This window comes from Enterobacter sp. ku-bf2 (genome assembly GCF_001742765.1).
Classification (GTDB): domain Bacteria; phylum Pseudomonadota; class Gammaproteobacteria; order Enterobacterales; family Enterobacteriaceae; genus Enterobacter; species Enterobacter quasiroggenkampii.
This window is the reverse complement of the sequence record NZ_MDVW01000018.1, coordinates 112,207-132,265: the sequence shown is the minus strand read 5'-3', so window position 1 is coordinate 132,265 and position 20,059 is coordinate 112,207. Positions and strand designations below refer to the sequence as shown.

The following is a 20,059-nucleotide window of genomic DNA, read 5'->3' as shown; positions in this document are numbered from 1 at the left end:
ATGACACACGATAACAAACTCCAGGTTGAAGCCATCAAGCGTGGCACCGTGATTGACCACATCCCTGCGCAGGTGGGCTTTAAGCTGCTGACGCTGTTCAAACTGACCGAAACCGACCAGCGCATCACCATCGGCCTGAACCTGCCGTCGGGCGAGATGGGCCGCAAGGACCTGATTAAAATCGAGAACACCTTCCTGACCGACGAGCAGGTTAACCAGCTGTCGCTGTACGCGCCGGACGCTACCGTCAACCGCATCGACGAGTATGAAGTGGTCGGCAAATCCCGCCCGAGCCTGCCGGATCGCATCGAAAACGTGCTGGTTTGCCCGAACAGCAACTGCATCAGTCATGCTGAGCCGGTTTCCTCCAGCTTTGCAGTGAAAAAACGCGCCGATGACATCGCGCTCAAATGCAAATACTGCGAAAAAGAGTTTTCTCATTATGTGGTGCTGGCCAACTAATTGAGGTTGGTAATGAAATCCCGGCTGTTATAATGGCCGGGAACATTCTTAACGCTGTAATTCTGGAGAAAACATGAGCAAAGTACTCGCGACGGAAAATGCACCAGCCGCTATCGGCCCTTACGTTCAGGGCGTTGATCTGGGCAGCATGATCATCACTTCAGGTCAGATCCCCGTAAACCCAAAAACCGGCGCGGTGCCGGAAGATGTCGCGGCGCAGGCGCGTCAGTCGCTGGAAAACGTGCAGGCTATCGTTGAATCTGCCGGCCTGAAAGTGGGTGATATCGTGAAAACCACCGTGTTCGTGAAGGATCTGAACGATTTCGCGACCGTTAATGCCACCTACGAAGCGTTCTTCACCGAGCATAACGCCACCTTCCCGGCGCGCTCCTGCGTGGAAGTGGCGCGTCTGCCAAAAGACGTGAAAATTGAAATCGAAGCGATTGCCGTTCGTCGTTAATTCGCTTTGTCGATAAAAAAAGGCAGCCCAGGCTGCCTTTTTTGTTGCTTGCTACTGATTCCGCGTGGCGCGCAGCAGCGTCTCCAGCGGATAGACCGCCGCAATCACCACTTCGTCCTGCACCTTCGCCGCGTTATCCAGCTCGCTCTGAATCGAGGCGATCTCTTTGTCATCCAGCGTGCCCTGACGCGCCACCAGATCCGTCAGCCGCAGGCCAATGGAGGCCAGCTTATCCACCTCCTGGATCACCGGCTTCATTGCCTTCAGCTGATAGCTGTTTTCGCTTAAGGCCAGCGCGTCGCTGGTGTTGCTCTGCCAGCGGTTAAAGACGTGGCGCAGGGCGTCGGCGCTTTCCGTGTCTTCCGCATCGCTCACCAGACGGTCCGCCCATTTGTGCATCTGGCGCACGGTGGCGCTTTCGGCGTTTAGCGCATCGGCGAAGCGGTTGAGCGGCTCGAACTGATGATAGTTTCCGGACTGGAACTTCAGGTGCTGACGGGTGTAATACTGCGCCGGTTCAATGGCCTGAGCGAGGATCTGCAGCGGCAGGGTGTCGGCATTACCGGCGAGTCGCGTGAACTGCATCTGCTGCTGGGTATGCTGCTGCAGCCCGACCGACACCGTCGACCAGCTGTCCATCGCCTGCAGGCGGGTGTACATGTTGTCGACATCGTTGACATCCTGCGCGGACCACAGCCGCTCCGCCACCGCAAACGTACGCGGCCACAGGCGGATATCCAGCACTGGCGCCACCACGTTTTCCGCCCACAGCGCCGCTTCGCCACCGAGCAGGTTGGCCTGGTTCGCCACGTCTGGCACGACGGGCGGAACGCCTTTCGGCACGTCGTCCAGACGCGTGCCGCTAATCGGGTAGCGCGTATTCCCGACAAGGAAATAACCGGAGAGTTTGTCGTTATCGACGGTGACGACCGGGCGCGTTTCGCCCATCCACATATCGACGGTAAACGTGACCTGGCTGTCATCGCGCCACTCGATGTTCTGCACCGCACGGCGCGATTTCCCGGCAAAATCAATAAACCCGCGCCAGCCGGCATCCCCTTTCACCAGGGTGAAGCTCCCCTCCACCGGCTTGCCCTTCAGGCGCGGCATGGAGAAGGCCCAGCTCTGGGCGCTGTCGGTATCCGCTATCACGTCCACGCCGTTTAAGCCCTGCGGGACGATCTCGTTGCGGTAGTGATAGGCGGTGGACTGGGGCTGGTCGAGATAAAAGCCGGTCGACAGAATGCCCTTGTAGCCATTCTGCGCCACCTGCCCCAGCGCGTCCTGCCCCTGCCAGGACTGGATCAGAATGCTTTTCGGTAAGTCAGGATGGTAGATCTCGTCCCAGCCGACCATCTTGCGGTGATGCTTTTCAAGGATCGTTTCCAGCTTGCGGTTGAAGTAAGCCTGCAGCGCGTGGCTGTCCGCCAGCCTGTTGTCGCGCATAAACTGCTGGATGGCCGGGTTCGCTTTCCACTGGCTGTCGTCCACTTCGTCGCCGCCGATGTGCAGATACGGATCGGGGAAGATCGCCGCCAGTTCGCTGACCATCGCGTCAGCAAAGATGTAAGTCGCCTCTTTGGTGGGATCGAGAACCGGCTTCAGCACGCCCCAGTGGCGTTCCATGGCGTACGGACCCGGCGCGCTCATCAGCTCCGGGTAGGCCACGGCAATCGCCGAGGCGTGGCCCGGCATGTCGATCTCCGGCACCACGCGAATGCCGCGCTCGGCGGCGTAACGCACCACCTCACGCATCTGTTCAGGCGTGTAGAACAGCCCGTCGCTGGCAAGCTGCGTCAGCTTAGGGTAGCGCTTCGAGCTGAAGCGCCAGCCCTGGTCGTCGGTCAAATGCCAGTGCAGCACGTTGAGCTTCGCCGCAGCCATGCCGTCGATCTGGCGTTTGATATCCGGCAGCGGGATAAAGTGACGTGCCGAATCGAGCAGCAGCCCGCGCCACGGGAAACGCGGCGAATCTTCAATGGTCACCCACGGCAGAGAGGTATTTTCCGCCCCGTTCTGCATCAGCTGGAGCAGGGTTTCCATGGCGCGCAAGGCACCGAAACGGGTGTTGGCGGAGATAGTCACGCCGTTGGCATCCACCGTGAGCTTATAGCTTTCGTCGCTGTCCGGCAGAGGCTGCGGCTTCACCTTTTTGGCAATCGCGATGCGGATAGTCGGTTTGTCTGGCTTTTCAGCCTGCGGCTGCAGCGTCCAGCCGGTTTGCAGGGCGATGCGCTGGCGCAGGCGGTTGGCGGCGTCACCGAGATCGTCCCCGCTGACGCTAATGGATACGTTGTTGCTGAGCACCAGCGCGCCCTGGGTCGTCGGGCGTTCGACCTTCGCAGGCCAGGGCATTAAAGGGAGATCCCCTGCCGGGGCGGCAAAGGCAGAGGCGCCGAGCATCAGCCCGGCGGTTAAGAGACTGTACCGTAACATGAATGTTCCTTATCTGACGGGCCAAATAAAGGCAAAACATTCTGTTAACATGCGCTCAATTTGTCGTCAAGCGAATGCGCCGACGGAGATCACAGGTTGTTGAATTTGGGAGGAAAGCTAGTGCCGGGTGGCGGCTTCGCCTTACCCGGCCTACGTTCTGATCGTAGGCCCGGTAAGCGCAGCGCCACCGGGCTTGCCGTTACTGCCAGCCATACCGACGCGCATAGAACCCTTTCACCATCTGCGTCAGCACCATGTAACCCGCGAGGATCGCCACCAGCCACGGGAAGTAGCTCAGCGGCAACGCCTGCAGCTGCAGGTAGCTCGCCAGCGGTGAGAACGGCAGCGCGATGCCGAGCGCCATCACAATCCCCGTCATCACAATCAGCGGCCATGCGGCACGGCTCTGGATGAATGGAATGCGGCGCGTGCGGATCATATGCACAATCAGCGTCTGCGACAGCAAACCGACCACGAACCAGCCGGACTGGAACAGCGTCTGGTGTTCCGGGGTGTTGGCGTGGAACACAAACCACATCAGGCAGAAGGTCAGAATGTCGAAGATGGAGCTGATCGGGCCAAAGAACAGCATAAAGCGCCCAAGATCTGCCGGGTTCCAGTGCTGCGGCTTCTGGATCTGCTCGTCGTCCACGTTATCAAACGGGATAGCCACCTGAGACACGTCGTACATCAGGTTCTGGATCAGCAGGTGCAGCGGCAGCATCGGCAGGAACGGCAGAAACGCGCTCGCCACCAGCACGCTAAAAACGTTACCGAAGTTGGAGCTGGCGGTCATCTTGATGTACTTGAGCATATTGGCAAAGGTACGGCGCCCTTCGATGACGCCCTCCTCCAGCACCATCAGGCTCTTTTCCAGCAGAATGATATCCGCCGCTTCACGGGCAATATCGACCGCTCCGTCTACGGAGATACCGATATCCGCCGCACGCAGAGCGGGCGCATCGTTGATGCCGTCGCCCATAAAGCCCACCACGTGCCCTTCGCGCTTAAGCAGGGTGACGATGCGCTCTTTGTGCATCGGCGTCAGGCGGGCAAACAGCGTGGTGCGCTGGGCAAGCTTTGCCAGCTCGTCATCAGAGAGATGTTCAATATCGCTCCCGACCACCACATCACCCGCGTCCAGCCCCACCTCGTGGCACACTTTCGCCGCCACCAGTTCGCTGTCGCCGGTGAGGATTTTCACGGTAATACCGCTCGCCTTCAGCGCTTTGAGCGCCGGTGCGGTGGTCTCTTTCGGTGGATCGAGGAAGGCGATGTAACCCTCGAGGATCAGATCGGATTCGTCGATACGCTGATAGTCCCCCTCGCGCGCCGGCAGGAACTTGCTCGCCACCGCCACCACGCGCAGCCCCTGACGGTTCAGGTTGTCGGTGACGCGCTTGATGCGGCGCAGCATGGTGTCGTCCAGCGGCACGATGTCGCCGTTATAGCGTACCTGCGTCGACACGTTCAGGATCTCCTGCAGCGCGCCTTTGCAGATCAGCTGATGCACATCCGTCTGCTCGCTCACCACCACCGACATGCGGCGGCGCTCGAAGTCGAACGGGATCTCATCCACCTTCTGCCAGCGGCCGGAGAGCGTGCGGGCTGACTCTTCATCTACCCCTTCCAGCACCGCGACGTCGAGCAGGTTTTTCAGCCCGGTCTGGTAATGGCTGTTCAGCCACGCGCTGTGCAGCACGCGCTCGCTGGTTTTGCCGGAGATATCGGTGTGGTTCTCCAGCACGATTTTGTCCTGCGTCAGGGTGCCGGTTTTATCGGTGCAGAGAATGTCCATCGCGCCAAAGTTTTGAATGGCGTCGAGGTGTTTGACGATCACCTTCTGTTTAGAGAGTTTCACCGCCCCGCGCGCCAGCGTAGAGGTGACAATCATCGGCAGCATTTCCGGCGTTAAGCCGACGGCCACGGAGAGCGCAAACAGCGCCGCTTCCCACCAGTCGCCTTTGGTGTAGCCGTTGATCAGCAGCACGATCGGCGTCATCACCATCATAAAGCGGATCAGCAGCATGCTGACGCGGCCAATTCCTTTCTGGAAGGCATTCGGCTCGCTCTCCTGCTCGCTGACGCGCCCGGCAAGCTGACCAAACCAGGTGTTGCCCCCGGTGGCGGTGACTATCGCCTGCGCGGTGCCGCTGACGACCGTGGTGCCCATAAAGCACAGGGTGTCGCACTCGAGCGGGTTCATCTGCTGCGGGTCGCGGCTGCGCGCCACCTTTTCCACGGGCAGGGATTCCCCGGTCAGGGAGGCCTGCGCGACGAAGAGATCGCGTGCCTGGATGATGCGTAAATCCGCCGGGATCATGTCCCCCGCAGCCAGCTTCACCAGATCCCCCGGCACCAGCTGGTCGATAGGCAATTCCACCCAGGCGTTTTCGCCGAGATCGTTGATCACGCGCGAGACGGTCGCGGTGTTGCTGACCATCGCCTTCAGGGCGTCCGCCGCTTTGGTGGAGCGGGCCTCCTGAATAAAGTTCAGCAGCGTGGAGATGCCCACCATCAGGGCAATCACCCCTGCGGCAAACAGATCTTCCGTCGCATAGGAGATGAGGCCGAGCACGGTCAGCAGCAGGTTAAACGGGTTGCGGTAGCAGAGCCACAGATGCACCCACCACGGAGACGGCTTTTGCGCCGGAATGAGGTTATCGCCATGCACGGCACGGATTTTTTCCACTTCTGCCGCGTTCAGCCCTTCCGGGTGCCCGCCAAAGGCGCGCCAGACTTCGTTTTCATCCATCGCCGCCACGTTCAGGCAGCGTTCGGTCAGGGACGCGGGGATCGCCGCCCCCGCCATGTTTTTGGCATTGGGCAGCGGGTCGCGCTGAACAAGACGGTGTGGCAGGTGGCGGCTCAGCAGGGCCTGCAGCTGCCGGGTGATATTTTTAAACATAGTCATTCCTCCGCATCCGCAAACGCGGACGCAGCTTTTCCTTCAGGCGTGGCAAAGCCGTACCTGAGAGGCACTCAATTTTTCAAGCAGGAACGTTTGGGACGTTGCTGCCTCACATCACCGGTGAGTCAGCAACAGGCTGGCTTACCGGAAAGAACGCATTCTCCCGTTCAGGAGAGGTGTGGGATCGGGATCCATGAAGCCTCCGGTAAGTAAAAAGTAGGGTGTCGCCGCGCAGTATAAGGATTTAAGCGTACCCTTTGTGACGATTCGGGCGGTATTATACCCCCCTGCAAATAAACCGAACGTAAACCAGACTTTGCCCATAGCGAAATCGCGCTATAGCATTAGGCTCAATTGACCATTTTGTCGTTGTTACAGGGAATACAGCATGCAGAACCGCCTTACGATTAAAGACATCGCGCGTTTAAGCGGCGTGGGGAAATCAACCGTCTCACGCGTGCTGAACAACGAAAGCGGCGTCAGCGAACGCACCCGCGAGCGCGTTGAGGCGGTCATGAATCAGCACGGTTTTTCCCCTTCCCGCTCCGCGCGCGCCATGCGCGGGCAGAGTGACAAAGTGGTCGCCATCATTGTCTCGCGTCTGGATTCTCTGTCTGAAAACCTCGCCGTGCAGACCATGCTGCCCGCCTTCTATGAGCAGGGATATGACCCGATCATGATGGAGAGCCAGTTCTCGCCACAGCTGGTGGAAGAGCATCTGGGTATGCTCCAGCGGCGCAACATTGACGGCGTGGTGCTGTTCGGCTTTACCGGCATCAAAGACGAGATGCTAAAACCCTGGCAGCCGTCGCTGGTGCTGCTGGCCCGCGATGCCCACGGTTTTGCCTCCGTCTGCTATGACGACGAGGGCGCGATTATCACCCTGATGCAGCGCCTGTTTGACGAAGGCCATCGCCACATCAGCTTCCTCGGCGTACCGCACGCGGACGTCACCACCGGCAAGCGCCGCCATGAGGCCTATCTGGCCTTTTGCAAAAAGCACAACCTCTCCGCCGTGGCCTCCCTGCCGGGGCTGGGGATGAAGCAGGGCTACGAGCAGGTCGCCAGCGTCCTGACGCCGCAAACTACCGCGCTGGTGTGCGCCACGGATACGCTGGCGCTGGGCGCGAGTAAATATCTTCAGGAGCAGCGTATCGATAACCTGCAGGTGGCGAGCGTCGGCAGCACGCCATTGATGAAGTTTTTGCACCCGGAAATTATTACCGTCGACCCGGGTTATGCCGAGTCCGGCAGACAGGCCGCCGCGCAGCTGATCGAGCAGATCAACGGGCGCGCTGAGCCGCGTCAGATCGTTATCCCTGCCCACCTTTCTTAACCCCCGCTCAACGGTTTATTGTGATCTTCGCCCGATTTCGGGAACGTTCCCATTTTCGCCGTCACGCTGAAGGAGTAGGCTTGCGCTCAGGTCATTACCCCCCTCACCATCTGTCATGAGGTTTCATGATGAGTAAAGTCAAACAAGCAGATATCGATCAGTTGATCGTCCTGGTCGGCGGCCGCGAAAACATCGCTACCGTCAGCCATTGCATTACCCGCCTGCGCTTCGTGCTGAACGATCCGGCCAAAGCTAACCCGAAGGCCATTGAAGAACTCTCCATGGTTAAAGGCTGCTTCACCAACGCCGGTCAGTTCCAGGTCGTGATTGGTACCGAAGTGGGCGATTACTATCAGGCTCTGCTGGCAACGACCGGGCACTCCTCCGCCGATAAAGAGCAGGCGAAGAAGGCCGCACGCCAGAACATGAAGTGGCACGAGCAGCTGATTTCCCACTTTGCGGAGATCTTCTTCCCGCTGCTGCCAGCGCTGATCAGCGGAGGCTTGATTTTAGGCTTCCGTAACGTCATCGGTGACGTGCCGATGAGTGACGGCAAAACCCTGGCGCAGATGTACCCGGCGCTGAAAACCGTGTACGACTTCCTGTGGCTGATTGGCGAGGCGATCTTCTTCTATCTGCCGGTGGGGATCTGCTGGTCCGCGGTGCGCAAGATGGGCGGTACGCCGATCCTCGGTATCGTACTCGGCGTCACGCTGGTCTCTCCGCAGTTAATGAACGCTTACTTACTTGGTCAGCAGGTGCCTGAGGTGTGGAACTTCGGCCTGTTTACCATCGCCAAAGTGGGCTATCAGGCGCAGGTCATTCCGGCCCTGCTGGCGGGGCTGGCGCTGGGCTTTATCGAAACCCGCCTGAAGCGCATTGTGCCGGATTACCTCTATCTGGTGGTGGTGCCGGTGTGCTCGCTGATTCTGGCGGTCTTCCTGGCGCATGCCTTTATCGGTCCGTTTGGCCGCATGATTGGCGACGGCGTGGCCTTCGCGGTGCGTCACCTGATGACCGGCAGCTTCGCCCCGATTGGCGCCGCGCTGTTTGGCTTCCTGTACGCCCCGCTGGTGATCACCGGCGTGCACCAGACCACGCTGGCCATTGATATGCAGATGATCCAGAGCCTCGGCGGCACACCGGTCTGGCCGATTATCGCCCTGTCTAACATTGCTCAGGCGTCCGCAGTGACCGGCATCATCATCGTCAGCCGCAAGCACAACGAACGCGAGATCTCCGTTCCGGCGGCCATCTCCGCCTACCTGGGCGTCACCGAACCGGCGATGTACGGTATCAACCTGAAATACCGCTTCCCGATGCTCTGCGCGATGATCGGTTCCGGTCTGGCGGGCCTGGTGTGCGGACTGAACGGCGTAATGGCAAACGGGATTGGCGTCGGCGGCCTGCCGGGCATCCTCTCCATCCAGCCCGCTTACTGGCAGGTGTTCGCCCTGGCAATGGCCATCGCGATTATCGTCCCAATGGCGCTGACTACCGTGGTTTATCAGCGTAAGTTCCGTCAGGGCTCGCTGCAGATTGTTTAACTTTCTCTTTCGGGGCGCAGTTGCGCCCCTTCGCATTTGCAGGAACACACTATGAATACCCTTCCTCACTGGTGGCAAAACGGCGTTATCTACCAGATTTACCCCAAGAGTTTCCAGGACACCACCGGCAGCGGCACCGGCGATTTACGCGGCGTGACGCAGCGTCTGGACTACCTGAAAACCCTCGGCATCGACGCCATCTGGTTGACGCCGTTTTATATCTCCCCGCAGGTGGATAACGGCTACGACGTGGCGAATTACACCGCCATCGACCCGGCGTACGGCACGCTGGATGATTTCGACGAACTGGTCGCCGAGGCGCACCAGCGCGGCATTCGCATCGTGCTGGATATGGTGTTCAACCACACCTCAACCCAGCACCCCTGGTTCCGGGAATCGCTGAACAAAGCGAGCCCGTACCGCCAGTTCTACATCTGGCGCGACGGCACGCCTGAGCAGTTGCCCAACAACTGGCGCTCCAAGTTTGGCGGCAACGCCTGGCGCTGGCACGCAGAGAGCGAGCAGTATTACCTGCACCTGTTCGCGCCGGAGCAGGCGGACCTCAACTGGGAAAATCCGGCGGTGCGCGCCGAGCTGAAAAAGGTGTGCGAGTTCTGGGCCGACCGCGGCGTCGACGGCTTGCGCCTCGATGTCATTAACCTGATTTCGAAAGATCAGGATTTCCCGAATGATGAGACGGGTGACGGTCGCCGCTTCTACACTGACGGGCCGCGCATCCATGAATATCTGCAGGAGATGAGCCGCGACGTCTTTACCCCGCGCAACCTGATGACGGTAGGCGAGATGTCCTCGACTTCGCTGGAGAACTGCCAGCAGTATGCTTCTCTCGATGGCCGCGAGCTGTCGATGACCTTTAACTTCCACCACCTGAAGGTGGACTATCCCGGCGGCGAAAAGTGGACGAAGGCGAAGCCGGACTTCGTGGCGCTGAAAACCCTCTTCCGCCACTGGCAGCAGGGGATGCATAACAAAGCCTGGAACGCCCTGTTCTGGTGTAACCACGACCAGCCGCGCATCGTGTCGCGCTTCGGTGACGAAGGAGAATACCGGGTTCACGCCGCGAAAATGCTCGGCATGGTGCTGCACGGTATGCAGGGCACGCCGTATATCTATCAGGGCGAAGAGCTTGGGATGACGAACCCGCACTTCAGCCGCATCACCGATTACCGCGACGTGGAAAGCCTGAACATGTTCGCCGAACTGCGCGCCAACGGCCGCGATCCGGATGAATTACTGGCAATCCTGGCGAGTAAGTCCCGGGATAATGGCCGCACGCCAATGCAGTGGGACGCGTCGCACAATGCGGGCTTTAGCGAGGGTGAACCGTGGATTGGCGTCTGCGATAACTACGAAACCGTGAACGCCCGCTCGGCGCTCGACGATGCGGGTTCCGTCTTCTATACCTATCAGTCGCTGATTAGCCTGCGCAAAACCCTGCCGGTGCTGACGTGGGGGGATTATGAGGATCTCCTGCCGGAACACCCTTCTCTGTGGTGCTACCGTCGCCAGTGGCAGGGACAGACCCTGATCGTTGCAGCGAACCTGAGTAATACGCCCCAGGAATGGCAGACAGATCTTCTCAGCGGTAAGTTGCAGGTGCTGATGAGTAACTACCCGACACCGCAAACGACGTCGCTGCGTCCGTTTGAAGCCGTCTGGTGGTTGCAACAGTAACCGTCCTGCCGGGTGCAGCCCTGCACCCGGCTTACTTTACTGTTTTTGTTGAATAATTAATCAGATTTTTCTCTCTCGCCTTTACAAATGCTGTAGCGCCCGCCGTTTGTACTCTCGCCTTTTTACTTTGTTCTGAATCAAATAAATCGCAAACATGTTTGATGCAAATCACTATATGTAGCACTTAAAATGCACACCGACCCAACATCTTGTATTTATCGTCTACTATTCCAACAACAAGACGGCGCTTACGCTGGCCGGAATTGTGGATAACACGAGCTGGGAACGCGGGAAGTCTTTGGCCTGGCGGGAAATGCGTCCGGTGAATACTTCTCCACCTCTGTGGATAACCTGTTTTCAAAAATGGAGTGATCATGACACCGCATGTGATGAAACGTGATGGCTGTAAAGTGCCGTTTAAATCAGAGCGCATCCAGGAAGCCATTCTGCGTGCAGCTAAAGCAGCGGGAGTCGATGACGCAGATTACTGCGCCACCGTCGCAGAAGTCGTTAGCAGCCAGATGAATGAGCGCAGCCAGGTCGATATCAACGAGATCCAGACCGCGGTTGAGAACCAGCTGATGGCAGGACCTTACAAGCAGCTGGCGCGCGCCTATATTGAGTACCGCCACGATCGCGACGTGCAGCGCGAGAAGCGCGGTCGTCTGAACCAGGAGATCCGTGGCCTGGTAGAGCAGACCAACTCCGCCCTGCTCAATGAAAACGCCAACAAAGACAGTAAAGTGATCCCCACCCAGCGCGATCTGCTGGCCGGTATCGTCGCCAAACACTATGCCCGCCAGCATCTGCTGCCGCGCGACGTGGTTTCGGCGCACGAGCGCGGCGAAATTCACTACCACGATCTCGACTATTCGCCGTTCTTCCCGATGTTCAACTGCATGCTGATCGACCTGAAAGGCATGCTGACCCACGGTTTTAAAATGGGCAACGCCGAGATTGAACCGCCTAAGTCAATCTCCACGGCCACCGCGGTCACGGCGCAGATTATCGCCCAGGTCGCCAGCCATATTTACGGCGGCACCACCATTAACCGTATTGATGAAGTGCTGGCTCCGTTCGTCACGGCAAGCTTCAACAAGCACCGTAAAACGGCTGACGAGTGGCACATTCCGGACGCTGACGGCTACGCGCACTCCCGCACCGAAAAAGAGTGCTACGACGCGTTCCAGTCGCTGGAATATGAGGTAAACACGCTGCACACCGCCAACGGCCAGACGCCGTTTGTGACCTTCGGCTTTGGCCTGGGCACCAGCTGGGAATCGCGTCTGATCCAGCAGTCCATTCTTCGCAACCGTATTTCCGGCCTTGGCAAAAACCGCAAAACTGCGGTGTTCCCAAAGCTGGTGTTCGCGATTCGTGACGGCCTGAACCACAAGTTTGGCGATCCAAACTACGACATTAAACAGCTGGCGCTGGAGTGCGCGAGCAAGCGCATGTATCCGGACATCCTGAACTACGATCAGGTGGTGAAGGTCACCGGTTCGTTTAAAACGCCAATGGGCTGCCGCAGCTTCCTCGGCGTGTACGAGGATGAAAACGGCGAGCAGATCCACGACGGGCGCAACAACCTCGGCGTGATCAGCCTCAACCTGCCGCGCATCGCGCTGGAAGCGAAAGGCAATGAAGACGCCTTCTGGGCGCTGCTGGACGAGCGCCTGCAGCTGGCGCGTAAGGCGCTGATGACCCGTATTGCCCGTCTGGAAGGGGTCAAAGCCCGCGTCGCGCCGATCCTCTATATGGAAGGGGCCTGTGGCGTGCGCCTGAAGGCGGACGATGACGTGTCTGAGATCTTCAAAAACGGTCGCGCGTCGATTTCGCTGGGCTACATCGGCATTCACGAAACCATCAACGCGCTGTTTGGCGATACGCACATGTACGACAGCGAAGCCCTGCGTGAGAAAGGCATCGCCATCGTTCAGCGCCTGCGCGACGCGGTAGACCAGTGGAAAGAGGAAACCGGCTACGGGTTCAGCCTGTATAGCACCCCAAGCGAGAACCTGTGCGACCGCTTCTGCCGTCTGGACACCGCCGAGTTCGGGATTGTGGAAGGCGTGACCGACAAAGGGTACTACACCAACAGCTTCCACCTCGATGTGGAGAAGAAGGTGAACCCGTACGACAAGATCGACTTCGAAGCGGCGTATCCGCCGATCGCCAGCGGCGGCTTCATCTGCTACGGCGAGTACCCGAACATTCAGCACAACCTGAAGGCGCTGGAGGACGTGTGGGATTACAGCTACCAGCACGTGCCGTATTACGGGACCAACACGCCTATCGACGAGTGCTACGAGTGCGGCTTTACCGGCGAGTTTGAATGTACGAGTAAAGGCTTTACCTGCCCGAAATGCGGCAACCACGATGCGGCCCGCGTCTCCGTGACCCGCCGCGTGTGCGGCTATCTCGGCAGCCCGGACGCCCGTCCGTTTAACGCTGGCAAACAGGAAGAGGTGAAGCGCCGCGTGAAGCATCTGGGGAATGGACAGATCGGTTAATCCGCTGCCACGTTAATGCCCGGTGGCGCTGCGCTTACCGGGCCTACGGACCGCTCTCTTTTGTAGGCCGGGTAAGCGCAGCGCCACCCGGCGTGGTTATTCGCGATGAACTATCACCAGTACTACCCCGTCGACATCGTCAACGGCCCCGGCACCCGCTGCACCCTGTTCGTCTCAGGCTGCGTCCACGAATGCCCCGGCTGCTACAACAAAAGCACCTGGCGCCTGAATTCCGGCAAGCCGTTCACCACGGAGATGGAAGATAAAATCATCAGCGACCTGAACGACACGCGCATTCACCGCCAGGGAATTTCGCTCTCCGGCGGCGATCCGCTGCATCCGCAAAACGTGCAGGATATTTTGAAGCTGGTGAAGCGCATTCGCCGCGAGTGCTCGGGAAAAGATATCTGGGTCTGGACAGGCTACAAGCTGGATGAGCTGAACGCGCAGCAAATGGAAGTCGTGGATCTGATTAACGTGCTGGTCGACGGCAAGTTCATGCAGGATTTAAAAGACCCGGCGCTCATCTGGCGCGGCAGCAGCAACCAGGTTGTGCATCATTTGCGTTGATCAAAGGCGGATGTTATCCATCCGCCCTTATCTCAAAAACGACTCAAACTCTCCATCGCCACCGCCTTAAAGCCGGCAAAATCCTCGCAGCTACAGAGACGTGACATCGCCCGCTCGCGCAGGAAGGTGACGAAGATATCGTAAATCGCCATCGCCTCTTCGTATTCGCTTTTGCTGATGGCAAGCAGGAAGATGACGTGCGCGGTTTCGTCGCCCCACTGCACGCCGTGCGGAGCCAGCACGGTGTAGACCACCGTTTTCTGCGCCAGCAGGCCGAGGGAGTGCGGCAGCGCGATGCCGTCGCCGAGCATGGTGCTGACGATAGCTTCACGCTCAACAACCGAATCCAGAAACTCCGCGCCAACAAAGCCTTCGGCCTCAAGCTGTTCACACAGCTCGCGGAACAGCGTCTGCTGATCGATCGGCTTGTCGATAATGCGGAAGTGGGCCGCGTCGAAGTATTTATCCAGCATCCACGGGCGGGTGCGGTCCACCAGCACCAGTTTGCCAATCTGTTCTAACTGATAGTCGGTCGGGAACGGGGCGATCATCACCACCGGTTTTGACTTTTCGCTGACGCGGGCGGTGGCGATCACAAAGTCTTCGCCAATCGTTTCCGCCAGCTCGTACTCGCGCAGGGTGAGCGTGCGCGTTACCTCAATCTGCGGGTATTTACGCTGCAGCACCGCCTCAATCATGCGCACCATCGCATTACCGGCGTCGCATACCAGCAGCACGCGCGGCTGACGCTGATAGCCAATGTTGTAGTGGCGCTCCAGTCCGACACCAATATGCAGCACCAGGAAACCAATCTCGTTTTCGCTGATCACATACGGCGTGTATTTGCCCCAGCTCGACACCGCGGCCAGCGTCATGTCCCACGCCATCGGGTAGTGCTGCTTGATGTTATCCAGCAGCGGATTGGGGATCATGATTTGATACCGCACGCGGGTGATCATGGTTTTAATATGCGTCAGCAGATCCGCGTGCAGCTGCGCGTCGCTAAGCAGGTTGTAGTTATAGTGGGTGTTGATGTAGCGCAGGATGTAGTTGACCAGCGCTTCATCGTCATCGGCATTAATCGCGCTGGGCGCGATCTCCTGGATCTGCCGCGCCGCAATGTGCACGCACAGCCAGCTCTCCTCCGACGGCGAAAGCGTTTTGCCCGCCAGCTGCTGGATGGTCACCGCGATATCCTTCGCCGCCTCGCGCACGTTCTCTTCCACGTCTTCGGCATGGAATTCCGGCAGCGGATAACCTTCGCTGATGCGACGTACCGACACCGCGCAGTACAGGCGCAGGAACAGCTCGCCTTCATCAGTCAGGCGAATGTGGTGACGCGTCAAGGCGTCGTGCAGCACCGGCACCATCTGCTCCGCCACGCCCGCATTCAGCGCCACGTCGGTCACCAGCGGGTTCAGGCTGTCCTGCTGCGCCAGCTCCCAGAGCAGATCGGTCAGGCACGCGCGGGTCGACATCTCGCTGCCAAACAGCTTCATCCCATGGCGCGGACGGGTTTCCAGCGTCAGGTTGTAACGATGAAACCACTCGCGTACCTCCGCCATGTCGCTTTGCAGCGTGGCGCGGCTGACGAACCACTCGTCCGCCAGATCCTCCAGCTTAAGCGAAAACGCCGAGGTGAGAAAACGCACCACCAGATAATGCACGCGCTCCGGCCCGGTCCGTGGGATACGCAGCGCGCGCGGGTGGGATGCCTGAAGCTGCTGATAGCGCTCGGCATCCTCAATTTTGAGCTGGTAGCCGTTGCCCCGGCTCAGGATAAACTGCGCGCCGTGGCTGGCCAGCAGCGCGTTCAGGGCGGTGATATCCGCACGGACGGTTCGCGTGGAGACCGACAGCCGCTGCGCCAGCTCGTCCTGCGGCAGCGTCTCGTTTTGCAACAGATCGAAAAGTTGCGCTAAACGTTGGTTCGGAAATCGCACGTCGTTGTCCTCTAACAGCTTAAGGTGAAATGACCATCTGGGATGGGCTGCCGACCGGGGTATAGTCCGGTTCGAAGCTCAATTTCCCGTCCTGCGCCACGCGGAAACGGGTAATGTTGTCGCTGCGCTGGTTCATGACGTACAGCCAGCGTCCCTGCTTATCGAGCGTCAGGGTGCGGGGATAATCACCACGCGTCCACACGTCATCCTGATGCGTCAGCGTGCCCTCTGCTGTTACGGTAAAGTGCCCGATGCTGTTATGCAAACGGTTAGCCACGTACAGCTGCCTGCCATCGGCGCTTAATGCGAGCCCGGCAGCAAAGCTGGTGCCTTTGTAACCTTCCGGCAGGGCAGAAACCGTTTTATCCTCTTTCAGGGTGCCGTTGGCGTTCACGGTATACCGGGTGAGCGTAGACGCCTCTTCGTTAATCAGCCACAGGGCATCGCCCTTCGGCGTAAAGACAAAGTGGCGCGGCCCGGCGCCTTTCGAGGAGGCGCTGATAAACGGTGGATCGTTCGGCGTCAGCTTTTCTGTCCGATCGTCAAAACGGTACTGATAGATGCGATCCAGCCCAAGATCGGTGGAAAACACGTACTTCCCGCTCGGATCGGCGGCGATCATGTGCGCATGGGGGCCGTTATGATCGCTGATCGCGAAACTGCCCTCCGCAGCAGCTTCGGGCTTCGCCGCGCCCGGTTCGCCTTGATCCTGATGTTTGTCCGTGGCTTCACCCAGGCTACCGTCTGCGTTAACGGGTAAAACGGCAATTGAGCCGCTGACATAGTTCGCCACCAGCAGATGCTGGCCGTTCGGCGTCAGGGAGAGATACACCGGCCCGGCACCGCCGGAGGCCACCTGATTGAGCTCGCTCAGCTCACCGTTATCGCCGACGCGCAGCGCCTGCACCACGCCCTGCTCCACTTCACTTGCCAGATACAGCGTTTTGCCGTCCTGTGAAAGGGTCAACTGCGCCGCATTCGGCAGTTTGCTCACCAGCGTTTTATCGTTCAGCGCGCCGGTTTGCGGGTTAACAGTAAAACGGTACAACCCTTCACCGTTCGGATTATAGGTACCCACCCAGGCATATTGCGTCTGGGCGACAGCGGCGGTGGCGAGCATCGAGAGTGAAGCGACAAGCAAGGTACGGGTGTGCATGGTGGCTCCTGTATATATGTGAGTTCTACTTCACCAGCTTCTTCGTCATCGCCAGCAGGGTACGCACATCTTCCGGACGCGTATCACCGCTGGCTTTGTCGATAATCGAGCTGTAGATATGCGGGATGATTTTGCTCACGCCCGCGTCGAGGGCGATCTGCAGGATCTCCTCATAGTTTTCCAGATCGATACCTCCGGTCGGCTCCAGCCAGAAGTCGTGACGGGCGCAGGCTTCCGCCACCGCTTTGTACTCGTCACGGCACTTCAGGCCGCCCATCGGGAAGTATTTGATAGAGCTGCCGCCGAAATCTTTCAGCAGAGCAATCGCCGTTTCAACCGGCACGATGCCGTCCGGCGCTGCGCTGCTCAGCGGGCCGGTGGAGATTTTAACCATCCCGACGGTGCCGGTCGGAGAGACCAGACCGTTAACCACAGAGTCGTTCTGTCCCAGCAGCGCGCGGCTGGTAGCCACGCCGGTAAAGACCTGGTTAACGTGCTGCGGCTGCACCTGACGGGAGATCTCGCTCACCATCGCCGACTGGTTCGGATCCCCCGCGCCGAGGCCAACGGAGAGCGCGTTATCTATCAGCGCCGCGTACTCGCGCATATCCGCTACCGCGCTGGCCACGTCCGGGTAATTTTTGGAGAGCACGCCCACCAGCACATGACCTTCCGCCGCCTCGTAGATGGCGCTGGCGTTGGCCTTCGACCCTGCCAGCACGTTCAGACAGACGCGGTCACGGTAAAAGTTGGGGGTCAGTTTCATGCGTTTTTCTCCTGTCCTAACACTTCGCTAATGCGGCGGTACACGATGTTCAGCTGATCAGCATTCACGCTGCGTACATCCGCTTCGATAATCCCTTCGTTGGCCTTGTAGCCACGGAAGTAAATGGCGTATTCGCCCTGCTTCAGCTTCGCCACCAGGTCACCCGTGCCGACGCCGGTGGTGGCTTCGTCAAATTTAATCTCGGTGCGGGCGATGTCGCGTCCGGCGCTGTCCCAGACCACGCGCGCGGTCACACCGTTCAGGGTGTTGAGCGCCTCGATAAACGGCGTCATTTTCGCCACCATCTCGTCGCCGCTCTCTTTGGTGGCCGTCAGATAGTGTTCGATGGCGCAGGTCAGGCCAAGAATGCCCTCTTTACCCACCTTCATGGCACGGCCAATGCCCGCCGTCTGGCGTTTGACCCACTCAACGTACTGGGTTTTGCCGATCACCAGCCCGCTGGTTGGGCCTTCGATCGCCTTCGCGCCGCTGTAGATCACCAGGTCCGCACCGGAGCGGTAGTAAACATGCAGATCTTCTTCCGCCGCGGCATCAACGATGAGCGGCAAGTCGTGTTTACGCGCGACAACCGCCGCCTGCTCGACGCTGAGCATGCTTTTCTGCACGCAGTGGTGAGATTTGATATAGAGGATCGCGGCCGTGCGCGGGGTGATCGCCGCCGCCAGCTGATCGGCGGAACATTCGTTGGCGTAGCCCGCCTCCACCAGCCTGCCGCCGCCCAGCGCGACCATGGTGCCCACCGGCGCGCCAAAGTTCACGTTGTGGCCTTTCGGCAGGACGATTTCGTTGTTCTCAATCGGGGTGACGTGCAGATTTTCCAGCAGCCAGTCGCTGTCTTTGACCAGCACCGCCGCCACGGACTGGGCAATGCCCGCCGACGCGCAGGAGACGACCGTCGCCCCTTCCACGTCCAGCAGCTTCGCGATGTACTCCCCGGTTTTATTGACCAGATCCTTCATCTCGAAATAGTGATTCATGCCGTCCATCGCCGCCTGTACCACCTCCGGACGCGGCGTGGAGACGCCCAGCGCCGTCATGCGGCCAGAGGTGTTGATAACCTGCTTTAAGCGGTACTTCTCATAAATCGAAGGCATTTTCCGTGCTCCCTTGTTCGGTCATGTAGCCCTTGCCCGCGCGGATCGCGGCAAGCGGCACCAGAATGTGTTCAGCCTGCAGGCTGTCGTTTTCGGCATCCGACAGCACCGTCGGCTGACGTTTGAGGATGAATAGCGTCAGGTCGGCGTCGAGACCCGGCTGAATGCGGCCCTTGCGCGTCAGGCGCAGGCCGTCGGCGGCATTCGCCGTGACGCAGTCAATCACCTGCGGCAATGACATGCCGATGGCGAGAAACTTCGACATCACGCTTGCCAGCGAGCCCACCGGGCCGTTGATGCGGTTGCGGCAGTAGATATCTGAGCTGATGGTGTGCGGCAGAATGCCCATCGCGATGGCGCGTTTTGCCACCTCAAAGCTAAAGCTCGCCGTGCCGTGCCCCACGTCCAGACGCACGCCGCGCTTCAGGGCAGAGGATATGGAGGCGCGCAGCTCGCCCGAGGGCGTCAGAATGCGGTTAGGCTTGCCGTTATAGCAGTGGGTAATGATGTCGCCGGAACTCAGGAGTTCGGCGATTTCGTCGAGATTTGGCGGGTTGTTGCCGATGTGCACCATCAGCGGCAGGTCGCCGTTCTCTTTCTGAATCGCTTTCGCGCGCGCCAGCGGCGTGATGCCGTTGTCACCGACCACGCTGCTGCTCATGCGTGCCTTCAGGCCGACGATAAAATCAGGGTGGCGCTTCACCGCCTGCTTCACCGCATCGGCATCAACATTAGCCATATTGGCCAGCTCGTTCTGGGCAATCAGCCCCACGCGGGAGATGTTCAGCAAAGCAAAAACCTCGGTGGAGGCCTTGCGGGTTATCGCGTAGAAATCGTCCACATCGTCGGCGCCGGTGCTGCCCGCGTCCACTACGGTGGTGACGCCGGTGGCAACGCCCACGCTGTCGGGTTCGTCGTGGTAAATCGGGGAATTCGGGTAGCAGTGTACGTGGGAGTCAATCCAGCCTGCGCTGACGAACACTTCACCGTTCAGCTCAACCGTTTTATGCGCGGGCGCGTTAATCTCGCCCAGCGCCGCGATTTTCCCGTCCTGAATGGCGATATCGGTCAGGGTATCGTCTGTGAGGCGCGCACGGCGCAGGAGTAAATCAAACATGAGGATCTCCTGATAAGGCGGGCGCCAGCGCG

At 59.4% G+C, this 20,059-nt stretch carries 14 protein-coding genes; 7 read left to right on the top strand and 7 right to left on the bottom strand.

All coding sequences use genetic code 11. The features are described from left to right. Both pyrI and ridA read left to right on the top strand, forming a co-directional pair. On the top strand, positions 1-462 hold the full coding sequence (pyrI, locus tag BFG58_RS15635) for an aspartate carbamoyltransferase regulatory subunit (protein WP_045908062.1): 462 nt from the start codon (positions 1-3) through the stop codon (positions 460-462). Between the two features lie 73 nt (positions 463-535). Beyond that, positions 536-922, top strand: coding sequence for a 2-iminobutanoate/2-iminopropanoate deaminase (gene ridA, locus BFG58_RS15630; RefSeq protein WP_008501391.1), 387 nt, complete (start codon positions 536-538; stop codon positions 920-922). Positions 923-973: 51 nt separating this feature from the next. Here ridA and BFG58_RS15625 read toward each other — a convergent pair whose 3' ends face one another. Further along, entirely contained in the window at positions 974-3,358 is a 2,385-nt protein-coding gene (locus BFG58_RS15625; RefSeq protein ID WP_069720083.1) for a beta-N-acetylhexosaminidase, read from the bottom strand. A 199-nt stretch (positions 3,359-3,557) separates the two neighbouring features. Further along, on the bottom strand, positions 3,558-6,266 hold the full coding sequence (gene mgtA / locus BFG58_RS15620) for a magnesium-translocating P-type ATPase (protein WP_045335516.1): 2,709 nt from the start codon (positions 6,264-6,266) through the stop codon (positions 3,558-3,560). A 391-nt stretch (positions 6,267-6,657) separates the two neighbouring features. On the opposite strand from mgtA, the gene treR reads away from it, so the two are divergent. The 5 genes from treR to nrdG all read left to right on the top strand — a co-directional run bounded on the left by treR (position 6,658) and on the right by nrdG (position 13,930). Next, positions 6,658-7,605: a trehalose operon repressor TreR gene (treR, locus tag BFG58_RS15615; protein WP_032651468.1), complete on the top strand. Its 948-nt coding sequence runs from the start codon at positions 6,658-6,660 to the stop codon at positions 7,603-7,605. A 128-nt stretch (positions 7,606-7,733) separates the two neighbouring features. After that, positions 7,734-9,152, top strand: a complete 1,419-nt coding sequence (gene treB, locus BFG58_RS15610) for a PTS trehalose transporter subunit IIBC (protein WP_023310193.1) — start codon at positions 7,734-7,736, stop codon at positions 9,150-9,152. Positions 9,153-9,203: 51 nt separating this feature from the next. After that, complete coding sequence (treC, locus tag BFG58_RS15605; RefSeq protein ID WP_069720082.1) at positions 9,204-10,847, top strand: alpha,alpha-phosphotrehalase; 1,644 nt, start codon at positions 9,204-9,206, stop codon at positions 10,845-10,847. A gap of 374 nt (positions 10,848-11,221) precedes the next feature. Continuing rightward, positions 11,222-13,360, top strand: coding sequence for an anaerobic ribonucleoside-triphosphate reductase (gene nrdD / locus BFG58_RS15600; protein ID WP_063622677.1), 2,139 nt, complete (start codon positions 11,222-11,224; stop codon positions 13,358-13,360). Positions 13,361-13,465: 105 nt separating this feature from the next. Then, complete coding sequence (gene nrdG / locus BFG58_RS15595; protein WP_069720081.1) at positions 13,466-13,930, top strand: anaerobic ribonucleoside-triphosphate reductase-activating protein; 465 nt, start codon at positions 13,466-13,468, stop codon at positions 13,928-13,930. Positions 13,931-13,962: 32 nt separating this feature from the next. Here nrdG and BFG58_RS15590 read toward each other — a convergent pair whose 3' ends face one another. Genes BFG58_RS15590 through BFG58_RS15570 form a run of 5 tightly spaced genes read right to left on the bottom strand, consistent with a single transcriptional unit; the run spans position 13,963 to position 20,027 of the window. After that, on the bottom strand, positions 13,963-15,873 hold the full coding sequence (locus tag BFG58_RS15590; protein ID WP_048225373.1) for a transcription antiterminator: 1,911 nt from the start codon (positions 15,871-15,873) through the stop codon (positions 13,963-13,965). Positions 15,874-15,892: 19 nt separating this feature from the next. Then, complete coding sequence (locus BFG58_RS15585) at positions 15,893-17,029, bottom strand: lactonase family protein (RefSeq protein ID WP_069720080.1); 1,137 nt, start codon at positions 17,027-17,029, stop codon at positions 15,893-15,895. 25 nt (positions 17,030-17,054) lie between these two features. Further along, the gene (locus tag BFG58_RS15580; RefSeq protein WP_023334305.1) at positions 17,055-17,795 is read right to left on the bottom strand and encodes a KDGP aldolase family protein; all 741 of its coding nucleotides are present in this window, start codon (positions 17,793-17,795) and stop codon (positions 17,055-17,057) included. Continuing rightward, positions 17,792-18,910, bottom strand: a complete 1,119-nt coding sequence (locus tag BFG58_RS15575) for a DgaE family pyridoxal phosphate-dependent ammonia lyase (protein WP_069720079.1) — start codon at positions 18,908-18,910, stop codon at positions 17,792-17,794. Before BFG58_RS15575 ends, BFG58_RS15580 begins: the two co-directional genes overlap by 4 nt. Then, positions 18,894-20,027, bottom strand: coding sequence for an amidohydrolase/deacetylase family metallohydrolase (locus BFG58_RS15570; RefSeq protein WP_069720078.1), 1,134 nt, complete (start codon positions 20,025-20,027; stop codon positions 18,894-18,896). Before BFG58_RS15570 ends, BFG58_RS15575 begins: the two co-directional genes overlap by 17 nt. Positions 20,028-20,059 lie beyond the last annotated feature (32 nt).

Bases quoted from the DNA above. Each gene is read 5' to 3' on its own strand.
- nrdD (WP_063622677.1), top strand. From the start codon at position 11,222: ATGACACCGCATGTGATGAAACGTGATGGCTGTAAAGTGCCGTTTAAA.
- BFG58_RS15580 (WP_023334305.1), bottom strand. From the start codon at position 17,795: ATGAAACTGACCCCCAACTTTTACCGTGACCGCGTCTGTCTGAACGTG.
- treB (WP_023310193.1), top strand. From the start codon at position 7,734: ATGAGTAAAGTCAAACAAGCAGATATCGATCAGTTGATCGTCCTGGTC.
- BFG58_RS15575 (WP_069720079.1), bottom strand. From the start codon at position 18,910: ATGCCTTCGATTTATGAGAAGTACCGCTTAAAGCAGGTTATCAACACC.
- pyrI (WP_045908062.1), top strand. From the start codon at position 1: ATGACACACGATAACAAACTCCAGGTTGAAGCCATCAAGCGTGGCACC.
- mgtA (WP_045335516.1), bottom strand. From the start codon at position 6,266: ATGTTTAAAAATATCACCCGGCAGCTGCAGGCCCTGCTGAGCCGCCAC.
- treR (WP_032651468.1), top strand. From the start codon at position 6,658: ATGCAGAACCGCCTTACGATTAAAGACATCGCGCGTTTAAGCGGCGTG.
- BFG58_RS15570 (WP_069720078.1), bottom strand. From the start codon at position 20,027: ATGTTTGATTTACTCCTGCGCCGTGCGCGCCTCACAGACGATACCCTG.
- nrdG (WP_069720081.1), top strand. From the start codon at position 13,466: ATGAACTATCACCAGTACTACCCCGTCGACATCGTCAACGGCCCCGGC.
- BFG58_RS15585 (WP_069720080.1), bottom strand. From the start codon at position 17,029: ATGCACACCCGTACCTTGCTTGTCGCTTCACTCTCGATGCTCGCCACC.
- treC (WP_069720082.1), top strand. From the start codon at position 9,204: ATGAATACCCTTCCTCACTGGTGGCAAAACGGCGTTATCTACCAGATT.
- BFG58_RS15625 (WP_069720083.1), bottom strand. From the start codon at position 3,358: ATGTTACGGTACAGTCTCTTAACCGCCGGGCTGATGCTCGGCGCCTCT.
- ridA (WP_008501391.1), top strand. From the start codon at position 536: ATGAGCAAAGTACTCGCGACGGAAAATGCACCAGCCGCTATCGGCCCT.